12 protein-coding genes and 3 rRNA genes are annotated in these 25228 nt (G+C 58.3%); 9 read left to right on the top strand and 6 right to left on the bottom strand.

Features of this window, described 5'->3' with window-relative positions; translation table 11 throughout:
• Nucleotides 1-46: 46 nt before the first annotated feature.
• A complete protein-coding gene (locus BLU01_RS09175) occupies nt 47-487 on the top strand; it encodes a hypothetical protein (RefSeq protein WP_092273732.1) in 441 nt (146 codons plus the stop codon).
• Nucleotides 488-527: 40 nt separating this feature from the next.
• On the opposite strand, the gene BLU01_RS09170 is transcribed toward BLU01_RS09175, so the two are convergent.
• The 6 genes from BLU01_RS09170 to BLU01_RS09145 all read right to left on the bottom strand — a co-directional run bounded on the left by BLU01_RS09170 (nt 528) and on the right by BLU01_RS09145 (nt 7059).
• Nucleotides 528-1454, bottom strand: a complete 927-nt coding sequence (locus BLU01_RS09170) for an ABC transporter permease (protein ID WP_092273729.1) — start codon at nt 1452-1454, stop codon at nt 528-530.
• Nucleotides 1454-2560, bottom strand: coding sequence for an ABC transporter permease (locus BLU01_RS09165; RefSeq protein ID WP_092273726.1), 1107 nt, complete (start codon nt 2558-2560; stop codon nt 1454-1456). The genes BLU01_RS09170 and BLU01_RS09165 overlap by 1 nt, the downstream gene beginning before the upstream one ends.
• Before the next feature lie 11 nt (nt 2561-2571).
• On the bottom strand, nt 2572-4149 hold the full coding sequence (locus BLU01_RS09160) for an ABC transporter ATP-binding protein (protein WP_092273723.1): 1578 nt from the start codon (nt 4147-4149) through the stop codon (nt 2572-2574).
• Between the two features lie 550 nt (nt 4150-4699).
• Nucleotides 4700-5281 carry an IMPACT family protein gene (locus tag BLU01_RS09155; RefSeq protein ID WP_092273720.1) on the bottom strand — a complete coding sequence of 194 codons (582 nt, stop codon included), beginning with the start codon at nt 5279-5281 and terminating at the stop codon, nt 4700-4702.
• Between the two features lie 7 nt (nt 5282-5288).
• Nucleotides 5289-5939, bottom strand: coding sequence for a TetR/AcrR family transcriptional regulator (locus BLU01_RS09150; protein ID WP_092273717.1), 651 nt, complete (start codon nt 5937-5939; stop codon nt 5289-5291).
• A gap of 199 nt (nt 5940-6138) precedes the next feature.
• Nucleotides 6139-7059 carry a LysR family transcriptional regulator gene (locus BLU01_RS09145; RefSeq protein WP_092273714.1) on the bottom strand — a complete coding sequence of 307 codons (921 nt, stop codon included), beginning with the start codon at nt 7057-7059 and terminating at the stop codon, nt 6139-6141.
• 151 nt (nt 7060-7210) lie between these two features.
• Between BLU01_RS09145 and BLU01_RS09140 the strand changes: the two genes are divergently transcribed.
• From BLU01_RS09140 to recD, 8 genes are all read left to right on the top strand, one after another.
• A complete protein-coding gene (locus tag BLU01_RS09140) occupies nt 7211-8560 on the top strand; it encodes an aspartate aminotransferase family protein (protein WP_092273711.1) in 1350 nt (449 codons plus the stop codon).
• Between the two features lie 72 nt (nt 8561-8632).
• On the top strand, nt 8633-10126 hold the full coding sequence (locus BLU01_RS09135) for a CoA-acylating methylmalonate-semialdehyde dehydrogenase (RefSeq protein WP_092273708.1): 1494 nt from the start codon (nt 8633-8635) through the stop codon (nt 10124-10126).
• Between the two features lie 581 nt (nt 10127-10707).
• A 16S ribosomal RNA gene (locus BLU01_RS09125) occupies nt 10708-12244 on the top strand.
• Nucleotides 12245-12554: 310 nt separating this feature from the next.
• Nucleotides 12555-15446 (top strand): 23S ribosomal RNA (locus BLU01_RS09120).
• Nucleotides 15447-15614: 168 nt separating this feature from the next.
• A 5S ribosomal RNA gene (gene rrf, locus BLU01_RS09115) occupies nt 15615-15730 on the top strand.
• Together the 16S, 23S and 5S rRNA genes form the textbook arrangement of a ribosomal RNA operon.
• A gap of 156 nt (nt 15731-15886) precedes the next feature.
• Nucleotides 15887-19339, top strand: a complete 3453-nt coding sequence (gene recC, locus BLU01_RS09110; protein WP_092273705.1) for an exodeoxyribonuclease V subunit gamma — start codon at nt 15887-15889, stop codon at nt 19337-19339.
• On the top strand, nt 19336-23025 hold the full coding sequence (gene recB, locus BLU01_RS09105; protein ID WP_092273702.1) for an exodeoxyribonuclease V subunit beta: 3690 nt from the start codon (nt 19336-19338) through the stop codon (nt 23023-23025). The genes recC and recB overlap by 4 nt, the downstream gene beginning before the upstream one ends.
• A complete protein-coding gene (gene recD / locus BLU01_RS09100) occupies nt 23022-25130 on the top strand; it encodes an exodeoxyribonuclease V subunit alpha (protein ID WP_092273699.1) in 2109 nt (702 codons plus the stop codon). The genes recB and recD overlap by 4 nt, the downstream gene beginning before the upstream one ends.
• The last annotated feature ends 98 nt before the right edge of the window (nt 25131-25228 follow it).

Here is a 25228-nt window from a genome sequence, read left to right as displayed (position 1 = left end):
CCCAGGCTTTAGCCTTGTTGCTCCCCCGATTTCTGGAGCAATGCTGATGTGGACTTCAACGCAATATCGCCGTGTGGTGCGAGGCAGCGCCTGGTATGACTTGCTGGTGATGGCGGCGTTTGTCACGCCGTGGACTTTCGCTTTGCTGCATGGCGCGCTGACGGCTGTGAGCCTGGCGCTGAATCTGCCGGGCGAACTGCCGGCGTTTGCGCCGATGCATGGGTTGATGGCGAATCTGTTGGGGTCGATTGTTTGTGTGTGGGCGGTGTTGCGGATTCGCGATCCGCAGGCGGTTTTTGGCCGGTATGACGCGGTTGGAAGGTTTCTGTTTGCTGGGTGGCAGCTGTATGCCTTAGTGCATGGCGCCAGTTCGCTGTTGGTGATTTTCCTGGTGTTTGAATTGGCGTGGGGCATTGCTCAGGTGTTGCCAATGCGGACGCCTTCGCGGGCAAGCCTCGCTCCTACAGGAACGGTGCAAAACCTGTAGGAGCGAGGCTTGCCCGCGAAGAGGCCAGACCAGCTAACCGCTAATGCCCACCCTGCCAAGGCTGCCCCAACGAAACCGGCGCATACAGCCGAGTACGCAACGCATCCCGCGACAGCAGCACCAACACCACAATCGTCGCAACGTACGGCAACATCGCCAGCAGACTCGATGGAATCGCCAGCCCCAATCCCTGCGCCACCAGGTGCAGGATGCTGGCGAGGCCAAACAGGTACGCGCCGAGCAGCAACCGCCACACCCGCCAACTGGCAAAAACCACCAGCGCCAAAGCAATCCAGCCACGCCCGGCGCTCATGTTTTCCGCCCACATCGGCGTATACGCCAGCGACAGATAAGCCCCGGCCAACCCGGCCATCGCCCCGCCAAACAGCACCGCCAACGTGCGCACGCCAAGCACCGGCAAACCCATCGCGCTGGCTGCATCGGGGTTTTCCCCGACCGCTTGAATGATCAACCCGTCCCGACTTTTCAGAATCACCCACGCCACCAGCGCAAACAGCGCGAACGACAGATACACCAGCAAATCCTGGGCAAACAGCATGCGCCCGAGCAGCGGAATCTCACTCAAAAATGGAATCGCCACTGGCTCAAAACCGGCCAGCGGCTTACCCACCCACGCCGCGCCGACAAACGTCGACAGGCCGACGCCGAAGATCGTCAGCGCCAGCCCGGTCGCCACTTGATTGGCATTGAACACCAGCGCCACCAAGGCAAACAGCGACGACAGCAGCATCCCGGCGAGCATCGCCAGCAACACGCCGAGCCACAGATTGCCGCTGTTGAGCGCGACGATAAAACCAATCACCGCGCCAAACAGCATCATGCCTTCCTGGCCCAGATTGAGTACGCCGCTCTTCTCGCAGATCAGTTCGCCCAGGGCCACCAACAGCAACGGCGTGCCGCAGCGAACCATTGCGTAGAAAATATTGCTCAGCAGATCGATATCCATCACAGCGCTCCTGCGGTCAGGGGGGTGGCGGGTGCGCGGCGCGCCCAGCGCAGGTTCAGGCGCGGCCGATAAAGAATCAGCACGTCACTGGCCAGCAGGAAAAACAGCATCATTCCCTGAAACAATTGAGTGATGGCTTGCGGCAGGTTCATGCTCATTTGCGCGCTCTCGCCACCGATGTACAGCAGCGCCATCAACAGGCTCGCAAACAGAATGCCGATCGGGTTGAGCCGGCCGAGAAACGCCACGGTAATCGCCGCATAGCCGTAACCCGGCGAAACCTGCGGGACCAATTGACCGATCGGCCCAGTGACTTCGCAGACCCCGGCGAGCCCGGCCAACCCGCCGCTGATCAACAGCGCCAGCCAGATCAGACGCTTCTCGCGAAAACCAACGAACCCGGCGGCACGCTTGTCCAGCCCGAGCACTTTGATCTGGAAACCGACAAAGCTTTTCTGCAACAGCACCCACACCGCAACCAGCGCCAACAGCGCGAAATACACCCCGGCATGCACGCGGCCATCCTCCATCAACAGCGGCAAGCGACTGGCGTCACCAAACATCGCCGACTCCGGGAAGTTGAACCCGGCCGGGTCTTTCAACGGCCCGTGAACGCAGAACAGCAACAAGTTCAGCGCGATGTAATTGAGCATGATGCTGGTGAGGATTTCATTGGCGTTGAAGCGCGTGCGCAGCCATGCAGTCAGCCCGGCCCACGCCGCGCCGGCCAGGGTGCCGACCAGCAGGATCATCACCAGCGCCCAGTGACTTTGCAGGTCGATGATATTTACCGCCAACGCGCTACCGGCGAGGGCACCCAACAGCAACTGGCCTTCGGCGCCGATGTTCCAGATTCGTGCCTGATACGCCACCGCCAGGCCCAACGCGCACAGCAGAATCGGCAGCGCTTTGACCAGCAATTCGGAAGCGCCGTAGAGGTCGCTGACCGGGGCGATCAATAACGTGTGCAAGGTCAGCAGTGGATCGTGGCCCAGTGCGATAAACAGCAATGAGCCGCAGCCCAACGTCAGCGCCGCCGCCAGCAGCGGCGAGCACCACAACATCAGGCGCGATTGCTGGCCTCGGGGTTCGAGTGAAAGCAGCATGTGAAACTCCGTTAAACGCTTGCGGTGGCAGGTAAATGGGTCTGGGAATCTGCGGCATCAAACTGCCCGGCCATCCAGCCGCCGACGTCGCTCAGGCGGGTGTCGACGGTGGCCCGCAGCGGCGACAAGCGGCCGCTGCACAACGCGCCGAGGCGGTCGCAGATCTGGAACAGTTCGTCGAGGTCTTCGGAGATCACCAGGATCGCCGCGCCGGCGTCGCGCAAGGCAATCAAGGCGCGGTGAATAGTCGCCGCCGCGCCAACGTCCACGCCCCAGGTCGGGTGCGCGGCGACCAGTAATTTCGGCTGCTGGAGGATTTCCCGGCCGAGGATGAATTTCTGCAAATTGCCGCCGGAGAGGCTGCGCGCGGCGGTTTGCGTATCCGGCGTCTTCACCGCGAAACGGCGGATGATTTCCTCGGCCAACGCTTCGACATTGCCGCGCTGGATCAGGCCGTTACTCACCAGACCTTGCTGGAATGAAGTGAGCAGCGCGTTATCGGCCAGGCTCAATTCTGGCACTGCACCGTGGCCCAGACGTTCGGCGGGGACGAAGGCCAACCCCATTTTGCGCCGCGCATCTGGGCGCAAATGGGCGACGGGCTGGCCGTGGAATTGGATCGTCGCGGCGGCGTCGCGCACAAGCAGCTGTTCACCGCTGAGCAACCCCAGCAACTCGTCCTGACCGTTGCCCGCAACACCGGCGATTCCAACGATTTCGCCGCTGCGCACTTCAAGGTTGATGTCTTTGAGTGAACAACCAAACGGGTCCGGGTTGTGCCACGACAAGCCGCTCACATTCAGAAATGCTTCGCCGCCAACGACCTTCGGATAATCAGTAATCAACTCGGCCGCTTCGCCGACCATCAGCCGCGCCAGTTGCTGGTCCGAGCAGTCGGCCGGCACGCAATGCCCGGCCACTCGACCGCCGCCCAACACCGTGGCGCTATGGCACAACGCGCGAACTTCACCGAGTTTGTGGCTGATAAACAGAATGCTGCAGCCCTCGGCGGCGAGCCGGCGCAGGGTCACGAACAATTCGTCGGCCTCTTGCGGCGTCAGCACCGAGGTCGGCTCGTCGAGGATCAACAAACGAATGTCCTGCATCAGGCAGCGAATGATTTCCACCCGCTGGCGTTCACCGATCGACAGGCTGTGCACCAGTCGCTCCGGCTCCAGCGCCATGCCGTAGCGTTGCGAGACTTCACGAATCTTTGGTTCGAGTTGTTTCGGCGTACCCGCCGCCGCGCCCATGGCCAGGGCAATGTTCTGCGCGACGCTGAGGGTTTCGAACAACGAAAAGTGCTGAAACACCATGCCGATCCCCAAGCCGCGCGCCTGAGCCGGATTGCGCATGGTGATGCGTTGACCTTGCCAGAGCACTTCCCCGGAATCGGCGTGGGTCACGCCGTAGATGATCTTCATCAACGTGCTTTTGCCCGCGCCGTTTTCGCCAAGCAACGCGTGGATTTCACCGGGGGCGATGCTCAGGTCGATGGCGTCGTTGGCCAGGCAACCGGGATAGCGTTTGCTGATGTTGCGCAGTTGCAGGCGCGGCGTCTGGGGCGGGATCGGCACGGGGTTGGGCATGACAGGCTCGGGTCGATGAAGTGAATGCCTGTGGATAAAGCAATTTTCTGGCCATTGAGTCAGGAATTTGCGTCGAGCCATGCCGGGGCAGGCTTTGCGCGGGATGTGGCGAGAGGATGTTTGTGCAGATCAGGCACCACTTCGGAGCAAAGGGCTTGATCAGGCTCCTTTTTTGTCCGCGACGTTTGATCAAAAAACGAGCAATCGGCTGCAAGCTATGCCGGATATGGGGCTGCGCGAGGCATGAACGGGTTATCCACAGCTTGCTCCACAGTATTTGTGTGCAAGCTCGACGCTCGGGCATAAGCGCAACGCGGCTATCTTCTAAAGGTGATAAACCGCGCTAACTGTTTGTTTTTCCGTGGATTTGGCGTTTTTGATGGCGCTTTGGACGAAAAACGTACAATGCCCGCAAAGCCGCATGACAGAAGGGTTACAGCGCTATGTGCTCAGGTTATCCACAGCCGGGTGCACAGTAGATGTGGGCAAGTGTAGATTGCGTTGAACAGGATCAACGCCCTGAAATATTGCAGCCTGCATCGCTCAAGACTTACCGCTCAAGAAGAATGCGTCCACGGCTCAAATCTGCGAGCTGCAATTGCAGCGTTTCAATCTGCGCTTCGCCCAGCGCCAGTTTCAGATCGACGCCGTTGGCGGTGAACGATTCCTCGACCACCAACCCGCCCAGCTCCGCCACCCGCAACTTCACCAGCGCCAACTCGCCGAACGCACACGCGCAACTCAGCGGCACGCGGCTGATCAATTCGATTTTCGGCGCCGCTTGCAGGCATTTGTTGGCGCCGCCGCCATACGCGCGGGCCAGTCCGCCGGTGCCGAGCTGAATGCCGCCGTACCAGCGAATCACCAACACCGCGACTTGATCGCAATCCTGCGCTTCAATCGCCGCCAGAATTGGCCGGCCAGCGGTGCCGCCCGGCTCGCCATCGTCGTTGCTGCGGTATTGGCCGCCGAGTTTCCACGCCCAGCAATTGTGCGTGGCGTTCAAGTCGCTGTGCTGCTCGATGAATGTTTGGGCGTCGGCCGGGCTGCCGATTGGCGCGGCGAGGGTGATGAAGCGGCTTTTGCGAATCTCTTCGCGGTATTCGCACAAGTCGCTGAGGGTAAAAGGCATAGGTCGCTTAGATAGTCGGTGTCAGGCCGCAGCCCTTGAGAATAATTCGAATCAGATTGTTGCCGGCATCTTCCATGTCTTGCTTGGTCAACTTGGCGCGACCGCTGACTCGGCAAATCTGCGTGGCGAAGTCGGCGTAATGCTGCGTGCTGCCCCACAGCAGGAAGATCAGGTTGACCGGGTCAACTGCGTCCATTGTGCCGGCGTCGATCCACGCCTGGAACACGGCGGCGCGCCCCTTGAACCAGGCGCGATAGTCCTGGTTGAAATACTCGGTCAAACATTCACCGCCGCTGATCACTTCCATGGCGAAAATCCGCGAGGCCTGCGGTTGGCGTCGGGAAAATTCCATTTTGGCGCGGATGTAACGGGTCAGCGCTTCGGCCGGATCGTCGTCGGTGGTGAGGGTGTTGAAGGTGCTGTCCCACAATTCGATGATGTTGCTCAGCACTGCCACGTACAAACCCAGCTTGTTGCTGAAGTAGTAATGCAGGTTCGCTTTGGGCAACCCGGCATTCACGGCGATGGTGTTCATGCTGGTGCCTTTGAACCCGTGGCGGGCGAATTCATCTTCGGCGGCTTTGAGGATCGTCTCTTCGTTCTTCTGACGAATGCGGCTGGCAGGTTTGCCGCCGTGGGCGGGGACTTCAAAGGTCATAGGCACTTCCGAAAGGGTCTGTGGGCGCAACCCCTGCGTTGATAGCGCACCCGCCGGTTTCAGACAAGTGCTGACACGATAAAACCTTGCCGTTGTAGGAGCGAAGCTTGCTCGCGAAAGCGGCCTGACATTCAACACTGATGCTGGCTGATATGACGCCTTCGCGGGCAAGCCTCGCTCCTACAGGGTTCTTCGTTTATTAGCGGGTGGCGGCAAGGCTTTCGAGGAAACTTTCCAGCACCAAGTGCGGGCGCCGGCCCTTGCGGGTGACCGAGGCCAGGCTCAGGTCGTAAAAACGCGCGGTGGGTTTGAGCGCGCGCAAGCGACCTTGCTGCACCCAGAGACTCGCGTAATGGTCCGGCAGGTAGCCGATGAAGCGTCCGGTCAGAATCAGGAACGCCATGCCTTCGCGGTCGGAGGCGCTGGCGGTGCAGTTCAGCGCTTGGTAATGCGCCTGGATTTCGGCGGGTAAACGGAAGGTCGGCGCAATCGCGTCCTGGCTGTTCAGGCGATCATCGTCCAATTGCGTGTCATCGACGTAAAACAATGGATGGCCGACCGCGCAATACAACAGCGAGCGCTCGCTGTACAACGGCTGATATTCCAGCCCCGACAACGCGCTGGCCTGCGGTACCACGCCGACATGCAAGCGTCCGTCGAGCACGCCTTGTTCAACTTCGTTCGGCGCAATCATGCGGATCTGAATCTGCACGTCCGGCCCGCGTTCCTTCAATTGTGCCAAGGCATGTGTGATGCGCATGTGCGGCAGGGTGACGAGGTTGTCGGTCAGGCCGATGGTCAACTCGCCGCGCAGATGCTGGTGCAGGCCGTTGACCTCGGTGCGGAAACTTTCCAGCGCACTTAATAGCTGCAACGCCGATTGGTAAACCTCGCGACCTTCTTCGGTCAGGGAAAACCCGGCGCGCCCGCGTTGGCACAGGCGCAAGCCGAGGCGCTGCTCCAGATCGCTCATCTGTTGGCTGATGGCCGAGCGACCGATGCCGAGCACCGATTCCGCCGCCGAGAAGCCGCCGCACTCGACCACGCTGCGAAAAATCCGCAACAGGCGGATATCAAAGTCACTGACCTGGGCCAGCGGATCGGGGCGGCGGGTGCTCATGGTTGGGCGCTCATGGTTGGGAGATGAAAGTTTAGTGACTGGCAGACTGAAGGTTAGAAGAGTTGGATTTCACCGACTTTATCCCCGTGGCAATTTAGCTGCAAGAACGCTTTTGATCTCTGTGCCGCTTATTGCCTGCGAGGTTTTATTGATGAACTTGCCCGAAAACGCCCCGATTTCCTTGGCCAGCAAGCTCAAGCTTGATGCGCACTGGATGCCCTACACGGCCAACCGAAATTTCCAGCGTGATCCGCGACTGATCGTCGCCGCCGAAGGCAGTTGGCTGACAGACGACAAGGGCCGCAAAGTCTACGATTCGCTTTCAGGTCTTTGGACCTGCGGCGCCGGGCATACGCGCAAGGAGATTCAGGAAGCGGTCGCCAAGCAGTTGGGCACGCTCGATTACTCGCCGGGTTTCCAGTACGGCCACCCGTTGTCGTTCCAGTTGGCCGAGAAAATCACTGACCTGACGCCGGGCAATCTGAATCACGTGTTCTTTACCGACTCAGGTTCCGAGTGTGCGGATACCGCCGTGAAGATGGTCCGCGCCTACTGGCGTTTGAAAGGTCAGGCGACCAAAACCAAGATGATTGGCCGCGCCCGGGGTTACCACGGCGTGAACATTGCCGGCACCAGCCTCGGCGGCGTCAACGGCAACCGCAAAATGTTCGGTCAGGCGATGATGGACGTCGATCACCTGCCGCACACGTTGCTGGCGAGCAATGCCTATTCGCGTGGCATGCCAAAAGAGGGCGGTATCGCCTTGGCAGATGAGTTGCTGAAGTTGATCGAATTGCACGACGCTTCGAACATCGCTGCAGTCTTCGTCGAACCGATGGCCGGCTCCGCTGGCGTACTGGTTCCGCCTGAGGGTTACCTCAAGCGTCTGCGCGAAATCTGCGATCAGCACAACATCCTGTTGGTGTTCGACGAAGTGATCACCGGTTTCGGTCGTACCGGTTCGATGTTTGGCGCCGACAGTTTCGGCGTGACCCCGGACCTGATGTGCATCGCCAAGCAAGTCACCAATGGCGCGATCCCGATGGGCGCGGTGATTGCCAGTTCCGAGATTTATCACACGTTCATGAACCAGGCGACGCCGGAGTACGCGGTGGAATTCCCGCACGGCTATACCTACTCGGCACACCCGGTGGCGTGCGCCGCTGGCCTGGCAGCACTCGATTTGCTGCAAAAGGAACACCTGGTGCAAAGCGTCGCCGAAGTCGCGCCGCATTTCGAAAATGCGCTGCACGGGCTGAAAGGCTCGAAGAACATCATCGACATTCGTAACTACGGTTTGGCCGGCGCGATCCAGATTGCCCCGCGTGATGGCGATGCGATTGTGCGTCCGTTCGAGGCGGGCATGGCGTTGTGGAAAGCCGGGTTCTACGTGCGTTTCGGCGGCGACACCCTGCAGTTCGGCCCAACCTTCAACAGCAAGCCGCAAGACCTTGATCGCCTGTTCGATGCGGTCGGCGAAGTGCTGAACAAGATCGACTGATTTCTCGTCTCTCTCTATATAAAGAAGGGCGCTATTTGATGAGCGCCCGTGAACAATTTTCTGGAGCCCCGCATGAGCCTTATCCCGCATTTGATCAATGGTGAACTGGTGACCGAGGAAGGTCGCACCGCCGACGTGTTCAACCCGTCGACCGGCAAAGCCATCCACAAGCTGCCATTGGCCAGCCGCGAAACCATTCAGAAAGCCATTGATTCCGCCAAGGCTGCGTTTCCGGCGTGGCGCAACACGCCGCCGGCCAAGCGTGCCCAGGTGATGTTCCGCTTCAAGCAATTGCTGGAGCAGAACGAAGCGCGCATCGCCCAGTTGATCAGCGAAGAACACGGCAAGACCCTGGAGGACGCCGCCGGTGAATTGAAGCGTGGCATCGAGAACGTCGAGTTCGCCTGTGCGGCTCCGGAAATTCTCAAGGGTGAATACAGCCGTAACGTCGGCCCGAACATTGATGCATGGTCGGACTTCCAGCCATTGGGCGTGGTTGCGGGGATCACCCCGTTCAACTTCCCGGCGATGGTGCCGTTGTGGATGTACCCGTTGGCGATCGTCTGCGGCAACTGCTTCATCCTCAAGCCGTCCGAGCGTGATCCAAGCTCGACCCTGCTGATCGCGCAATTGCTGATCGAAGCCGGTCTGCCTAAGGGCGTGCTGAGTGTGGTGCACGGCGACAAGGCTGCGGTGGATGCGCTGATCGAAGCGCCGGAAGTCAAAGCATTGAGCTTCGTGGGCTCGACGCCGATTGCCGAGTACATCTACGCCGAAGGCACCAAGCGCGGCAAACGCGTCCAGGCACTGGGTGGCGCGAAGAACCACGCGGTGTTGATGCCGGATGCGGATCTGGATAACGCGGTCAGCGCACTGATGGGCGCGGCGTATGGTTCTTGCGGCGAACGTTGCATGGCAATTTCAGTGGCCGTGTGTGTCGGTGACCAAGTGGCCGATGCGCTGGTGGCCAAGTTGGTGCCGCAGATCAAGGCGCTGAAGATTGGTGCTGGCACTTCTTGCGGGTTGGACATGGGGCCGCTGGTTTCCGGTCAGGCGCGCGACAAGGTCAGTGGCTATATAGAAGACGGCGTTTCTTCTGGCGCAACCTTGGTGGTGGATGGCCGTGGTTTGAGCGTGGCAGGGCATGAGGAAGGCTTCTTCCTGGGTGGCTGCCTGTTTGATAACGTCACGCCAGAAATGCGCATCTATAAAGAAGAGATCTTCGGGCCGGTGTTGTGCGTCGTCCGGGTCAACAGCCTGGAAGAGGCGATGCAGCTGATTAACGATCACGAATACGGCAACGGCACCTGCATCTTTACCCGAGACGGCGAAGCGGCGCGGTTGTTCTGCGATGAGATTGAAGTCGGGATGGTTGGCGTTAACGTGCCGTTGCCAGTGCCAGTGGCCTATCACAGCTTTGGCGGCTGGAAGCGTTCGCTGTTTGGCGATTTGCACGCGTATGGTCCGGATGGCGTGCGTTTCTACACCCGCCGCAAGGCGATTACTCAGCGCTGGCCGCAACGAGCGAGCCATGAGGCATCGCAATTCGCGTTCCCTAGCTTGTAAGTAGAAGGGCAGAAGGCCGGCTTCTCAATTGATTGGGGGGCCGGCCTTCGTGCTTTTGGGGCTTTTCTGACCTATATGACAGTTTTGTGAAAATAGGTGTTGACGGCAGATTCTGGAAGTCTATAATTCGCCCCTCTTCCGGCGCAGTCGAAACGGAAAACTCCTTGGTAAACAATGAGTTACGCAGGTTTCGGGAGTGAGTTGCTTCAGTTCATCGAAGCGCGAAAGGGGGTTGAAAAAGAGGGGTTGACAGCAGCGAGTAACGCTGTAGAATTCGCCTCCCGCTAACGAGAGATCGAAAGCGCAAGTGGTTGAAGTTGTTGAAGAAATCTTCGAAAACTTCTGAAAATAACCACTTGACAGTAACTGGCGCTGCTGTAGAATGCGCGCCTCGGTTGAGACGAAAGATCTTAACCAACCGCTCTTTAACAACTGAATCAAGCAATTCGTGTGGGTGCTTGTGGAGTCAGACTGATAGTCAACAAGATTATCAGCATCACAAGTTACTCCGCGAGAAATCAAAGATGTAACCAACGATTGCTGAGCCAAGTTTAGGGTTTCTTAAAAACCCAAAGATGTTTGAACTGAAGAGTTTGATCATGGCTCAGATTGAACGCTGGCGGCAGGCCTAACACATGCAAGTCGAGCGGTAGAGAGAAGCTTGCTTCTCTTGAGAGCGGCGGACGGGTGAGTAATGCCTAGGAATCTGCCTGGTAGTGGGGGATAACGCTCGGAAACGGACGCTAATACCGCATACGTCCTACGGGAGAAAGCAGGGGACCTTCGGGCCTTGCGCTATCAGATGAGCCTAGGTCGGATTAGCTAGTTGGTGAGGTAATGGCTCACCAAGGCGACGATCCGTAACTGGTCTGAGAGGATGATCAGTCACACTGGAACTGAGACACGGTCCAGACTCCTACGGGAGGCAGCAGTGGGGAATATTGGACAATGGGCGAAAGCCTGATCCAGCCATGCCGCGTGTGTGAAGAAGGTCTTCGGATTGTAAAGCACTTTAAGTTGGGAGGAAGGGCAGTTACCTAATACGTATCTGTTTTGACGTTACCGACAGAATAAGCACCGGCTAACTCTGTGCCAGCAGCCGCGGTAATACAGAGGGTGCAAGCGTTAATCGGAATTACTGGGCGTAAAGCGCGCGTAGGTGGTTTGTTAAGTTGGATGTGAAATCCCCGGGCTCAACCTGGGAACTGCATTCAAAACTGACAAGCTAGAGTATGGTAGAGGGTGGTGGAATTTCCTGTGTAGCGGTGAAATGCGTAGATATAGGAAGGAACACCAGTGGCGAAGGCGACCACCTGGACTGATACTGACACTGAGGTGCGAAAGCGTGGGGAGCAAACAGGATTAGATACCCTGGTAGTCCACGCCGTAAACGATGTCAACTAGCCGTTGGGAGCCTTGAGCTCTTAGTGGCGCAGCTAACGCATTAAGTTGACCGCCTGGGGAGTACGGCCGCAAGGTTAAAACTCAAATGAATTGACGGGGGCCCGCACAAGCGGTGGAGCATGTGGTTTAATTCGAAGCAACGCGAAGAACCTTACCAGGCCTTGACATCCAATGAACTTTCCAGAGATGGATTGGTGCCTTCGGGAGCATTGAGACAGGTGCTGCATGGCTGTCGTCAGCTCGTGTCGTGAGATGTTGGGTTAAGTCCCGTAACGAGCGCAACCCTTGTCCTTAGTTACCAGCACGTAATGGTGGGCACTCTAAGGAGACTGCCGGTGACAAACCGGAGGAAGGTGGGGATGACGTCAAGTCATCATGGCCCTTACGGCCTGGGCTACACACGTGCTACAATGGTCGGTACAGAGGGTTGCCAAGCCGCGAGGTGGAGCTAATCCCAGAAAACCGATCGTAGTCCGGATCGCAGTCTGCAACTCGACTGCGTGAAGTCGGAATCGCTAGTAATCGCGAATCAGAATGTCGCGGTGAATACGTTCCCGGGCCTTGTACACACCGCCCGTCACACCATGGGAGTGGGTTGCACCAGAAGTAGCTAGTCTAACCTTCGGGAGGACGGTTACCACGGTGTGATTCATGACTGGGGTGAAGTCGTAACAAGGTAGCCGTAGGGGAACCTGCGGCTGGATCACCTCCTTAATCGACGACATCAGCTGCTCCATAAGTTCCCACACGAATTGCTTGATTCACTGTAAAGACGAAAAGTCAGCCTTCAAGGTGGCTTGTGTCGTTAGAGTTTAGAAATGAATATTCAACTATGAATATTGATTTCTAGTCTTTGATTAGATCGTTCTTTAAAAATTTGGGTATGTGATAGAAAGATAGACTGGACGTTACTTTCACTGGTAACGGATCAGGCTAAGGTAAAATTTGTGAGTGGCTCTTTGAGTACTACGAATTTTCGGCGAATGTCGTCTTCACAGTATAACCAGATTGCTTGGGGTTATATGGTCAAGTGAAGAAGCGCATACGGTGGATGCCTTGGCAGTCAGAGGCGATGAAAGACGTGGTAGCCTGCGAAAAGCTTCGGGGAGTCGGCAAACAGACTTTGATCCGGAGATGTCTGAATGGGGGAACCCACCTAACATAAGTTAGGTATCTTAAGCTGAATACATAGGCTTAAGAAGCGAACCAGGGGAACTGAAACATCTAAGTACCCTGAGGAAAAGAAATCAACCGAGATTCCCTTAGTAGTGGCGAGCGAACGGGGACTAGCCCTTAAGTGGCTTTGAGATTAGCGGAACGCTCTGGAAAGTGCGGCCATAGTGGGTGATAGCCCTGTACGCGAAAATCTCTTAGTCATGAAATCGAGTAGGACGGAGCACGAGAAACTTTGTCTGAATATGGGGGGACCATCCTCCAAGGCTAAATACTACTGACTGACCGATAGTGAACTAGTACCGTGAGGGAAAGGCGAAAAGAACCCCGGAGAGGGGAGTGAAATAGATCCTGAAACCGTATGCGTACAAGCAGTGGGAGCCCACTTTGTTGGGTGACTGCGTACCTTTTGTATAATGGGTCAGCGACTTATTTTCAGTGGCGAGCTTAACCGAATAGGGGAGGCGTAGCGAAAGCGAGTCTTAATAGGGCGTCTAGTCGCTGGGAATAGACCCGAAACCGGGCGATCTATCCATGGGCAGGTTGAAGGTTGGGTAACACTAACTGGAGGACCGAACCGACTACCGTTGAAAAGTTAGCGGATGACCTGTGGATCGGAGTGAAAGGCTAATCAAGCTCGGAGATAGCTGGTTCTCCTCGAAAGCTATTTAGGTAGCGCCTCATGTATCACTGTAGGGGGTAGAGCACTGTTTCGGCTAGGGGGTCATCCCGACTTACCAAACCGATGCAAACTCCGAATACCTACAAGTGCCGAGCATGGGAGACACACGGCGGGTGCTAACGTCCGTCGTGAAAAGGGAAACAACCCAGACCGTCAGCTAAGGTCCCAAAGTTATGGTTAAGTGGGAAACGATGTGGGAAGGCTTAGACAGCTAGGAGGTTGGCTTAGAAGCAGCCACCCTTTAAAGAAAGCGTAATAGCTCACTAGTCGAGTCGGCCTGCGCGGAAGATGTAACGGGGCTCAAACCATACACCGAAGCTACGGGTATCACTTAGGTGATGCGGTAGAGGAGCGTTCTGTAAGCCTGTGAAGGTGAGTTGAGAAGCTTGCTGGAGGTATCAGAAGTGCGAATGCTGACATGAGTAACGACAATGGGTGTGAAAAACACCCACGCCGAAAGACCAAGGTTTCCTGCGCAACGTTAATCGACGCAGGGTTAGTCGGTCCCTAAGGCGAGGCTGAAAAGCGTAGTCGATGGAAAACAGGTTAATATTCCTGTACTTCTGGTTATTGCGATGGAGGGACGGAGAAGGCTAGGCCAGCTTGGCGTTGGTTGTCCAAGTTTAAGGTGGTAGGCTGGAATCTTAGGTAAATCCGGGATTCTAAGGCCGAGAGCTGATGACGAGTGTTCTTTTAGAACACGAAGTGGTTGATGCCATGCTTCCAAGAAAAGCTTCTAAGCTTCAGGTAACCAGGAACCGTACCCCAAACCGACACAGGTGGTTGGGTAGAGAATACCAAGGCGCTTGAGAGAACTCGGGTGAAGGAACTAGGCAAAATGGCACCGTAACTTCGGGAGAAGGTGCGCCGGTGAGGGTGAAGGACTTGCTCCGTAAGCTCATGCCGGTCGAAGATACCAGGCCGCTGCGACTGTTTATTAAAAACACAGCACTCTGCAAACACGAAAGTGGACGTATAGGGTGTGACGCCTGCCCGGTGCCGGAAGGTTAATTGATGGGGTTAGCTAACGCGAAGCTCTTGATCGAAGCCCCGGTAAACGGCGGCCGTAACTATAACGGTCCTAAGGTAGCGAAATTCCTTGTCGGGTAAGTTCCGACCTGCACGAATGGCGTAACGATGGCGGCGCTGTCTCCACCCGAGACTCAGTGAAATTGAAATCGCTGTGAAGATGCAGTGTATCCGCGGCTAGACGGAAAGACCCCGTGAACCTTTACTATAGCTTTGCACTGGACTTTGAATTTGCTTGTGTAGGATAGGTGGGAGGCTTTGAAGCGTGGACGCCAGTTCGCGTGGAGCCAACCTTGAAATACCACCCTGGCAACTTTGAGGTTCTAACTCAGGTCCGTTATCCGGATCGAGGACAGTGTATGGTGGGTAGTTTGACTGGGGCGGTCTCCTCCTAAAGAGTAACGGAGGAGTACGAAGGTGCGCTCAGACCGGTCGGAAATCGGTCGTAGAGTATAAAGGCAAAAGCGCGCTTGACTGCGAGACAGACACGTCGAGCAGGTACGAAAGTAGGTCTTAGTGATCCGGTGGTTCTGTATGGAAGGGCCATCGCTCAACGGATAAAAGGTACTCCGGGGATAACAGGCTGATACCGCCCAAGAGTTCATATCGACGGCGGTGTTTGGCACCTCGATGTCGGCTCATCACATCCTGGGGCTGAAGCCGGTCCCAAGGGTATGGCTGTTCGCCATTTAAAGTGGTACGCGAGCTGGGTTTAGAACGTCGTGAGACAGTTCGGTCCCTATCTGCCGTGGACGTTTGAGATTTGAGAGGGGCTGCTCCTAGTACGAGAGGACCGGAGTGGACGAACCTCTGGTGTTCCGGTTGTCACGCCAGTGGCATTGCCGGGTAGCTATGTTCGGAATAGATAACCGCTGAAAGCATCTAAGCGGGAAACTAGCCTCAAGATGAGATCTCACTGGGACCTTGAGTCCCCTGAAGGGCCGTCGAAGACTACGACGTTGATAGGTTGGGTGTGTAAGCGCTGTGAGGCGTTGAGCTAACCAATACTAATTGCCCGTGAGGCTTGACCATATAACACCCAAGCAATTTGACTACTCGAAAGAGCATCAGATTGCGGTGTGTGAAGACGCAATGAACCGAAAGTTCGACTGTGCACAAAGCCACACACAAATACCGAAGCTGTCACATACCCAATTTGCTGAAGCGCGGCCATCTGGCCACGATTTGGTACCCGAATTTCTTGACGACCATAGAGCTTTGGAACCACCTGATCCCATCCCGAACTCAGCAGTGAAACGATGCATCGCCGATGGTAGTGTGGGGTTTCCCCATGTGAGAGTAGGTCATCGTCAAGATTAAATTCCGAAACCCCTATCTGCGTATGCAGGTAGGGGTTTTGTTTGTCCGGTGGAAAAGTTCCTACAGCATTCTCGGACGCCTTGCGGCTGTCACAGTCCCTCGACAATGCTAAGGTTCGGCCCTAGCTTTTGTATTTACCCAAGGAAGCCTTTATGCCGGACGCAGCGTCCCTCAATGCCGGGTTTATGGTGGTTCAAAGCAACAGTCTTGATGAACTGCGCAGCCTGGTGATCGGCGTAATGCGGCAATACCCGCTGGCTCCCCTGGAAAATGAAATAGCCTTGGTTCAGAGCAACGGCATTGCTCAATGGCTGAAGCTCGCACTCGCCGAAGACCCTGAAGATGACGACATGGGCGGCTGCGGTATCGCCGCGGCAATCGATGTGCAATTGCCGGGCAGTTTCATGTGGCAGGTGTATCGCATGGTCCTTGGCCGAGATGAAATCCCGGTCAAATCCCTGCTCGATAAAGCACCACTGACCTGGCGTCTGATGAGACTGCTGCCGCAGTTAATCGACCAACCGCATTTCGAACCTCTGCAGCGCTTTCTTACCCACGACACCGATCTGCGCAAACGCTATCAGTTGTCTGAACGCCTCGCCGATCTGTTCGACCAATATCAGGTCTACCGAGCCGACTGGCTCGAAGATTGGGCGGAAGGAAAACATCAACTGAGGAATGGCAGAGGCGAAGCGAAGCCGCTGACCCCAGCCAATTGCTGGCAAGCGGAGTTGTGGCGCGCGCTGCTTCTGGATGTCGGCGAGCAAGGCATGGCGCAGAGCCGTGCCGGTGTCCACCAGCGTTTCATTGAGCGCATCAACAGCCTCGATGAAGCGCCTGCCGGTTTACCGTCCCGAGTAATCGTTTTCGGGATTTCTTCACTACCCGCACAAGCACTTGAAGCTCTTGCCGGATTGGCGCGATTCAGTCAGGTCCTGCTCTGCGTGCACAACCCATGTCGTTACCATTGGGCAGACATCGTCGCCGATAAGGACTTGCTGCGGCATCAATACAAACGGCAGTCGCGCAAAAGCGGGATGCCGGTTGTGCTCGATCCGCAAACCCTTCACCAACATGCACATCCCTTATTGGCGGCGTGGGGTAAACAAGGGCGCGACTACATCAGCCTGCTCGACAGCTACGATGACCCGAACAGCTATCGCGCGGCTTTTCGCGATGGTCGCATCGACCTGTTCAGCGAAAACAATCCGCAAAACATGCTCAATCAGTTACAGGACGACATCCTCGAACTGCGTCCATTAAACGAAACTCGCGAGCATTGGCCGGCAGTCAATCTGCAAAGCGACCACTCGATTCGCTTCCACATTGCCCACAGCGCACAGCGCGAAGTCGAGATTCTCCACGATCAATTGCTCGAACGCTTTAGTGCCGATCCAGACCTGCGGCCTCGCGACGTCATCGTCATGGTTCCCGATATCGACAGCTACGCGCCGCATATCCGCGCGGTGTTCGGTCAGCTGGAACGTTATGACCCGCGCTTCATTCCATTCACCTTGGCCGATCAGGGCCAGCGTGGCCGCGATCCACTATTGATCGCCGTCGAGCACCTGCTCAAGCTCCCGGACAGCCGTTTCCCGGTCAGCGAGATCCTCGACCTGCTGGATGTGCCCGCCCTCCGGGCCCGATTCGGCGTGGAAGAGCGTGACTTGCCGACGCTGCATCGTTGGATCGAAGGCGCCGGCATCCGCTGGGGTATGAATGCCGAACAGCGGGCCGGCCTCGGTCTGCCGCCAGAACTGGAGCAGAACAGTTGGCGTTTCGGCCTGCGCCGCATGCTGCTGGGTTACGCCGTGGGCAGCGCCAGTGCCTGCGAAGGCATCGAGCCTTACGACGAAATTGGCGGGCTCGATGCCGCACTGATCGGTCCTTTGGTCGCCCTGCTCGATGCGCTGGAAATCGCCCATCAGGAGCTCACCCAACCGGCGCCGCCGAAAGAGTGGGGCGTGCGACTGCAAGGCTTGGTGCAGTTGTTTTTCAAGGCCAGTAATGAACACGACGATTATCTGCTGGCTCAACTCGAAGAGCTGCGCGAAACCTGGCTGGATACCTGCGAGTCGGTAGGGTTGCAGGATGAACTACCGCTGACCGTAGTGCGCGAAGCCTGGCTGGCCGGTCTCGACCAAGGGCGCTTGTCTCAGCGTTTCCTCGCCGGCGCGGTGAATTTCTGCACATTGATGCCGATGCGCGCGATCCCTTTCAAACTGGTGTGCCTGCTCGGAATGAATGACGGCGATTACCCACGCGCGCAGCCGCCGCTGGACTTTGACTTGATGGGCAGCGATTACCGTCCCGGCGATCGGTCCCGGCGTGAAGACGATCGCTACCTGCTGCTGGAAGCGCTGTTGTCCGCGCGAAATCAACTATATATCTCCTGGGTCGGCCGAAGCATTCGCGATAACAGCGAACGCCCAGCCTCGGTGTTGATCGGCCAACTGCGTGATCACCTGGCCAGCGGTTGGCGGCTGAATGACGAGGATGAATCGTTGCTTGAGGCGATGACCCAGGAGCATCCCCTGCAACCGTTCAGTGCCCGTTACTTCCACGAAGGCGATGCGCTGTTCAGTTATGCCAGCGAGTGGCAAGTGCTTCACCAGTCGAAAAAACCTGCAACCGACGCCGAGGTCCTTGAACCTTATGTTCAGGACGAACCGCTGAGCCTCGGACAGTTACAGGATTTCCTCCGCAACCCTGTCAGACATTTCTTCAGCCAACGCCTGAAAGTATTCTTCGAAGCCGCCGAAGTGCCGCTGGCCGACGAAGAACCGTTTGTCCTCGACGCACTGCAGCGCTATAGCCTCAGCGACAGTTTGCTCCAAGCCGCACTGGGCCAACTGGAGAACGCCGATCAAGCGCTGGAGGCTCATGCGCTGAGTCTGCAAAACAGCGGGCTGCTGCCAATGGCCGGTTTTGGCGAATGGCTGCAACGAGAGTTGATCGAGCCGCTCCCAGACCTGCTGCAACGCTACCAGCAACTTCTGACGTTATGGCCAACGCCGCTCACCAGTGCCTTGCCGGTGAGTCTGGAATTGCACGGCTTGCGCCTCGAAGGCTGGCTCAGTGGGCTGCATCAACGCGCCGACGGTGGTCTACTCTCGGTTACCACCATTCCCAACAGCATCGGCTCGATCAAGACGCGCAAGTGGCATCGACTGACTCGTCCGTGGGTCAATCATCTGGTTGCCTGCGCCAGTGGTTTGTCGATGACCACCGCGCTGGTCGCCAGTGACGACAGCCTTTTGCTCGAACCCTTGGAGAAGGGCGCCGCATTGCGAGCGCTCGGCAACCTGCTGCTCGCCTGGCAAACCGGTATGCGCCAGCCACTGCCGATCGCCGTCAAAACCGCGTTTGCCTGGCTCGGTCAAGCCGACCCGGTCAAAGCCGAGGCCGCCGCGCGCAAAGCTTATGAAGGGGACGGCCAGACCACCGATGGCGAGCGCCGCGAAAGTCCGGCACTTGCGCGGCAGTTTGCCAATTACGACAGTCTTGTCGCCGACGAGACATTCGCCGGTTGGTGCGACTCTTTATACCGGCCATTGCTTGAAGCACCTTGGCGATCATTGACCAGCGAAGGTGCGCGCTCATGAATACGAACAAACCATTAGCGCTGGCCTTCCCACTTCGTGGCAGCCAACTGATCGAGGCCAGTGCCGGGACCGGCAAGACCTTCACCATCTCCGCGCTGTATCTGCGGCTGGTCCTTGGCCATGGCGGCGAATCCAGCGGGTTTGGACGTGAACTGCTGCCGCCGCAAATCCTCGTCGTGACGTTCACCGATGCGGCCACCAAAGAGCTGCGCGAACGCATTCGAACCCGCCTTGCTGAGGCTGCCCGCTACTTCCGCGACGAGACGCCAGCCCCCGATAGCCTGATTGCCGAGTTGCGCGAAGAGTTTTCTCCCGAGCAATGGTCCGGTTGCGCCAATCGCCTCGACATCGCAGCGCAATGGATGGATGAAGCGGCGGTCTCGACCATCCACAGTTGGTGTCAGCGCATGTTGCGCGAACATGCGTTCGACAGCGGCAGTCTGTTTACCCAGACCCTGGAAACCGATCACAGCGATTTGCTCGGTGAAGTGCTGCGCGATTATTGGCGGCTGTTTTGCTACCCGATGCAGGACGATGCGCTAAGTTGGGTTCGCACCAATTGGGGCGGCCCTGCCGCATTGCTGCCGCGCGTGCGAGGTCTGTTTGCCAGCGAGCGCGAGAGCATTCAGGGCAAAGAACCTGCCGAGTTGATCGCCGAAAGTTTGCTCGAACGACGCACCGCGCTGGTCGACCTGAAGATGCCTTGGCAACAATGGGCAGACGAATTGCTCGCAATCTGCCAGCAGGGCGTGGCGAGTAAAACCGTCGACGGACGCAAGATGCAGGCGCGCTACTTCGAACCGTGGTTCGAGAAAATCAAAGCCTGGGCGGCGGACGAAGCCCTCGAGCAACTCGACATCGGCACTGGCTTCACCCGCCTGACGCCCGATGGCATGGCAGAAGCCTGGAAGGGTGAAGTGCCTCGTCATCCGGGCCTGGACGCGATGCCCGGCCTGAAGCTCAGTCTCGACGGATTGCCGACGCCCGACGCGGCGGTTCTGCAGCACGCCGCGCAGTGGGTCGGTGCTCGATTCGAAGAGGAAAAACGTCGTCGCGCAGAGATGGGCTTTGACGACATGTTATTGCGCCTCGATGCAGCACTGCAGGCCGACGGCGGCGAGCGCCTGGCCAGCCTGATTCGTGAACAATTCCCGGTGGCGTTGATCGACGAATTCCAAGACACCGACCCGGTGCAATACCGCATCTTCGAGAGCATCTATCGCATCGAAGAGAATAATCCCGAGTGCGGACTGTTCCTGATCGGCGACCCGAAACAGGCGATCTATGCCTTTCGCGGCGCCGACATTTATACCTACCTGCGCGCCCGCCAGGCCACCACCGGACGCTTGCATACACTGGGCACCAACTTCCGCTCCAGCCACGGCATGGTCAACGCGGTGAACCACGTTTTCGAGCGCGCCGAATTGCGAGAAACCGGACGCGGTGCGTTTCTCTTTCGCGAGGACAGCGGCGAAAATCCGGTGCCGTTCCTGCCGGTGCAATCCCAGGGCCGCAAGGAAGTTCTGCACATCGATGGGCAAAGCGTGGCAGCGCTGAACATCTGGCATCTGGTCGCCGATCAACCGCTGTCCGGTGTGGTTTATCGACAACAACTGGCCGCCGCGTGTGCCAGCGAAATCACCGCGCTGCTCAATGGCGGACAACAGGGGCTGGCGGGATTCACCCAGGACGGTAAAGCGTTCCGCGGACTGTTGCCGGCCGATATCGCGATTCTGGTCCGCGACGGCAAAGAGGCCCAAGCCGTGCGCGGTGAACTGTCTGCTCGTGGTGTGCGCAGTGTTTACCTGTCGGACAAGGATTCGGTGTTCGCCGCTCAGGAGGCGCATGACCTGCTGACCTGGCTCAAGGCCTGCGCTGAACCCGACGCCGAACGCCCATTGCGTGCCGCGCTCGCCAGCATCACCCTGAACCTCTCGTTGGCAGAGCTCGAGCAGTTGAATCAGGACGAATTGGCCTGGGAAGCGCGGGTCATGCAGTTCCGCCGTTATCGCGAGATCTGGCGCAAGCAAGGCGTGCTGCCGATGCTCCGGCGCTTGCTGCACGACTTCCAGTTGCCCCAGGCATTGATCACCCGCAGCGACGGCGAGCGGGTATTGACCAACCTTTTGCACCTCTCCGAACTGCTGCAACAAGCAGCCGCCGAACTGGATGGCGAACAAGCGCTGATTCGCCATCTGTCCGAGCACCTGGCGTTGTCGGGGCAGGCTGGAGAAGAACAGATCCTGCGTCTGGAAAGTGATGAACAACTGGTCAAGGTTGTCACCATCCACAAATCCAAGGGCCTCGAGTATCCGTTGGTGTTCCTGCCGTTCATCTGCTCGGCGAAACCGGTGGACGGCAGTCGTCTGCCATTGCATTACCACGACGCGGCGGGCAAGGCGCAAGTAACGCTGAAACCGACTGCCGAGTTGATCGCCCTGGCCGATGACGAGCGTCTGGCCGAGGATTTACGCCTGCTCTACGTCGCGCTGACCCGCGCGCAGCATGCGTGCTGGCTGGGTGTCACTGATCTCAAACGTGGCAATAACAACAGCTCGGTGCTGCACCTGTCAGCATTGGGTTACCTGCTGGGCGGCGGCGCGGCACTGGCCGAATCCGCCGGTCTGACGCGTTGGCTCGAAGACTTGCAGCAAGACTGCCCCGCGCTCAGCTACAGCGAAATGCCCGAGGCGACGTCCGAGCTCTACCATCCGCCGCGCAACGAGGCGACTTTGCTCGCGCCGTTGATCCCCAAGCGCAAGGCCAGTGAAAACTGGTGGATTGCTTCATACAGTGCCTTGCGCATTGGCGACAGCATGAGCGTGGGCAGCGACGAAGCGCCGGAAAATCCGCAGGCGCAAAAGCTCTTCGACGATGAACGTCTGGATCCCGAAGCGCCACGCGAAGTGGCTACCGGCGGCGCCGACATTCACCGCTTTCCGCGTGGTCCAAACCCTGGCACATTCCTCCACGGTTTGCTCGAATGGGCCGGCGATGAAGGTTTTAATGCTTCACCGAAAGCCGTGGAAGACGCGGTGGGCCGTCGCTGCAACCGACGCGGCTGGGAAGGCTGGATCGTCACGTTGAGCGACTGGCTGCAACACCTGCTGCGCTCGCCGCTGCACATTGGTGGCGGGCAGCCACCGGTGGTCTTCGAGCAACTGAGCCAATATCGCGTCGAAATGGAGTTCTGGTTCGCCAGCCACACGGTCGACGTGCTCAAACTTGATGAACTGGTGCGCCAACACACCCACAACGGCGTGGCGCGCGTGGCCGCCGAACCGGTGCTACTCAATGGCATGTTCAAGGGTTTCATCGACCTGACGTTCGAGCATGAAGGCCGTTATTACGTCGCCGACTACAAATCCAACTGGCTCGGCGTCGACGATGCGGCGTACACCGAGCAGGCCATGGAACAGTCAATTCTCGACAACCGCTACGACCTGCAATACGTGCTGTACCTGTTGGCACTGCATCGCCAGCTCAAGGCGCGGCTGCCTGACTACGATTACGACCGACACATCGGTGGCGCCTTGTACCTGTTCCTGCGCGGGACTCGCGCGGCCAGCCAAGGCGTTTATTTCGCCCGGCCGCCGCGGGAATTGATCGAACGACTGGACCGGCTGTTCCAGGGCAAGGCCGAACCCAAGGCTGAGCCCGCCTGGGAACAGGGAGAACTGCTATGAGCCGCACCTTCGCCGATCTGCTGCCGACGCCGCTCGCGGCCGAAAGCCTGGCCGACCTGGCGCCGCTCAGCCGCGCCGAGGATCTTCTGCTGCTGCTGACACGCTGGGTCGAACGCGGCTGGCTGCGAGCGCTGGACAAAGCGTTTGTCGCGTTTCTCCACGAACTCGCGCCCGATGACGATCCGCTGGTGTTGCTCGCCGCTGCGTTGACCAGTCACCAGCTCGGTCACGGCCATGTCTGCCTGGACCTGTTCGAAACCCTGAAAGCACCGGATTTTGCCCTGTCGCTGCCGCCGGAAGGTGATGTGCAAAGTGGAGCGATGTTGCTGCCGTCGCAATTGCTCGAAGCGCTGGACGGCGCCCACTGGTGCAAGGCGCTGGCGGCCAGCAGTCTGGTGGCGTTGGCGGTCGATGGCAGCGAAGCGGCGCGCCAGCGACCTTTGGTGCTGTCGGGCAAACGCCTGTATTTGCGTCGTTACTGGACCTACGAACGGCGCATCGACAATGCCCTGCGCCAACGCTTGGCCGAACACGAAGCGACGCCTGCGGATCTGCTGCAACGCTTGACCGGCCTGTTCGGTCCAGCCAAACCCGGCGAGGTAATCGACTGGCAAAAACTTGCGTGTGCTCTCGCTACCCGCAGCGCGTTCAGTATCGTCACCGGCGGCCCGGGGACCGGCAAGACCACTACCGTCGTGCGCTTGTTGGCGCTGCTTCAAGCGTCTGCCGTGGAAGCCGGCAAACCATTGCGTATTCGTCTGGCTGCGCCTACCGGCAAGGCTGCTGCGCGGCTCACCGAGTCCATCAGCCAGCAAGTGCAATCGCTGACAGTCGCCGAAGCGGTGCGCGAGAAGATTCCCTCCGAGGTCACCACCGTGCACCGTTTGCTTGGCAGTCGTCCCGGTACTCGGCATTTCCGTCATCACGCCGGTAACCGATTGCCGTTGGATGTGCTGGTGGTCGATGAAGCCTCGATGATCGATTTGGAGATGATGGCCAATCTGCTCGATGCCTTGCCGGCGCATGCACGGCTGGTGTTGTTGGGTGACAAGGATCAGTTGGCTTCGGTGGAAGCGGGCGCCGTGCTCGGGGATCTGTGCCGCGATGCCGAGGGCGGTTGGTACAGTCCGCAGACTCGCCAATGGCTGCAAGCCGTCAGCGGTGAAAGCCTTGAGGCCAGTGGGCTGCACGAAGATACCGACGGCACGCACCCGTTGGCCCAACAAGTGGTGATGTTGCGCCACTCACGCCGGTTCGGCGAAGGCAGCGGCATTGGCCAATTGGCGCGATGGGTCAATCAGCAGCAGCCTGATGAGGCGCGCAAGCTGTTGGCCGAACGCAACTTCAAAGACGTGTTCTCCCTGCCGCTCAAGGGTGAGCAGGACAAAGCGCTGGAGCGCTTGCTGCTCGACGGGCACAACGACGGGCCACACGGTTATCGCCATTACCTGAGCCTGCTGCGCGATCAGCGGCCCGCGCTGGGCAGCAGCCTCGATGATCCACGCTGGACCGAATGGGCGCGGCAAGTGCTGAACGCTTTCGACACTTTCCAGTTGCTCTGCGCCGTGCGCAAAGGGCCGTGGGGCGTGGAAGGCCTGAATCAGCGCATCACCGAAGCCTTGCTCAAGGCGCGTTTGATCGACGGTGATCAGCAGTGGTACGAAGGTCGGCCGGTGCTGATGACGCGCAACGATTACGGTCTGGGCTTGATGAACGGCGACATCGGCATCGCGCTGAAATTGCCCGAGCGCGACGGCCCCGAGGCCGGCAAACCGGTTTTGCGTGTCGCGTTCCCGCGCAACGACGGACAGGGTGGCGTGCGGTTTGTCCTGCCGAGCCGGCTCAACGATGTCGAAACGGTGTACGCGATGACCGTGCACAAATCCCAGGGTTCGGAGTTTGCGCACACGGCGCTGATCCTGCCGGACGCTCTCAATCCGGTGCTGACCAAAGAATTGATTTACACCGGCATCACCCGCGCCAAGGACTGGTTCACCCTGATCGAGCCTCGCGCGGGCGTGTTCGAGGAGGCGGTGCAACGCAAAGTGAAGCGCCTCAGCGGGCTGATGCTGGAGTTGGACGAGGGCATTGAGTCTAGCGCTTGAACTGCCAATCGGTTGACGACATAAAACTGGCTGCAAGTCCCGTGTTTAGCGGCCTCGCGGGGTGTTCGGTGCTGTGCTATCGTTGCGGCATCATTGCG

Origin of the sequence: Pseudomonas prosekii, from assembly GCF_900105155.1 — a bacterium.
Classification (GTDB): Bacteria; Pseudomonadota; Gammaproteobacteria; order Pseudomonadales; family Pseudomonadaceae; genus Aquipseudomonas; species Aquipseudomonas prosekii.
The sequence above is the reverse complement of the archived record's forward strand: the minus strand, read 5'-3'. Positions and strand labels throughout refer to the sequence as shown.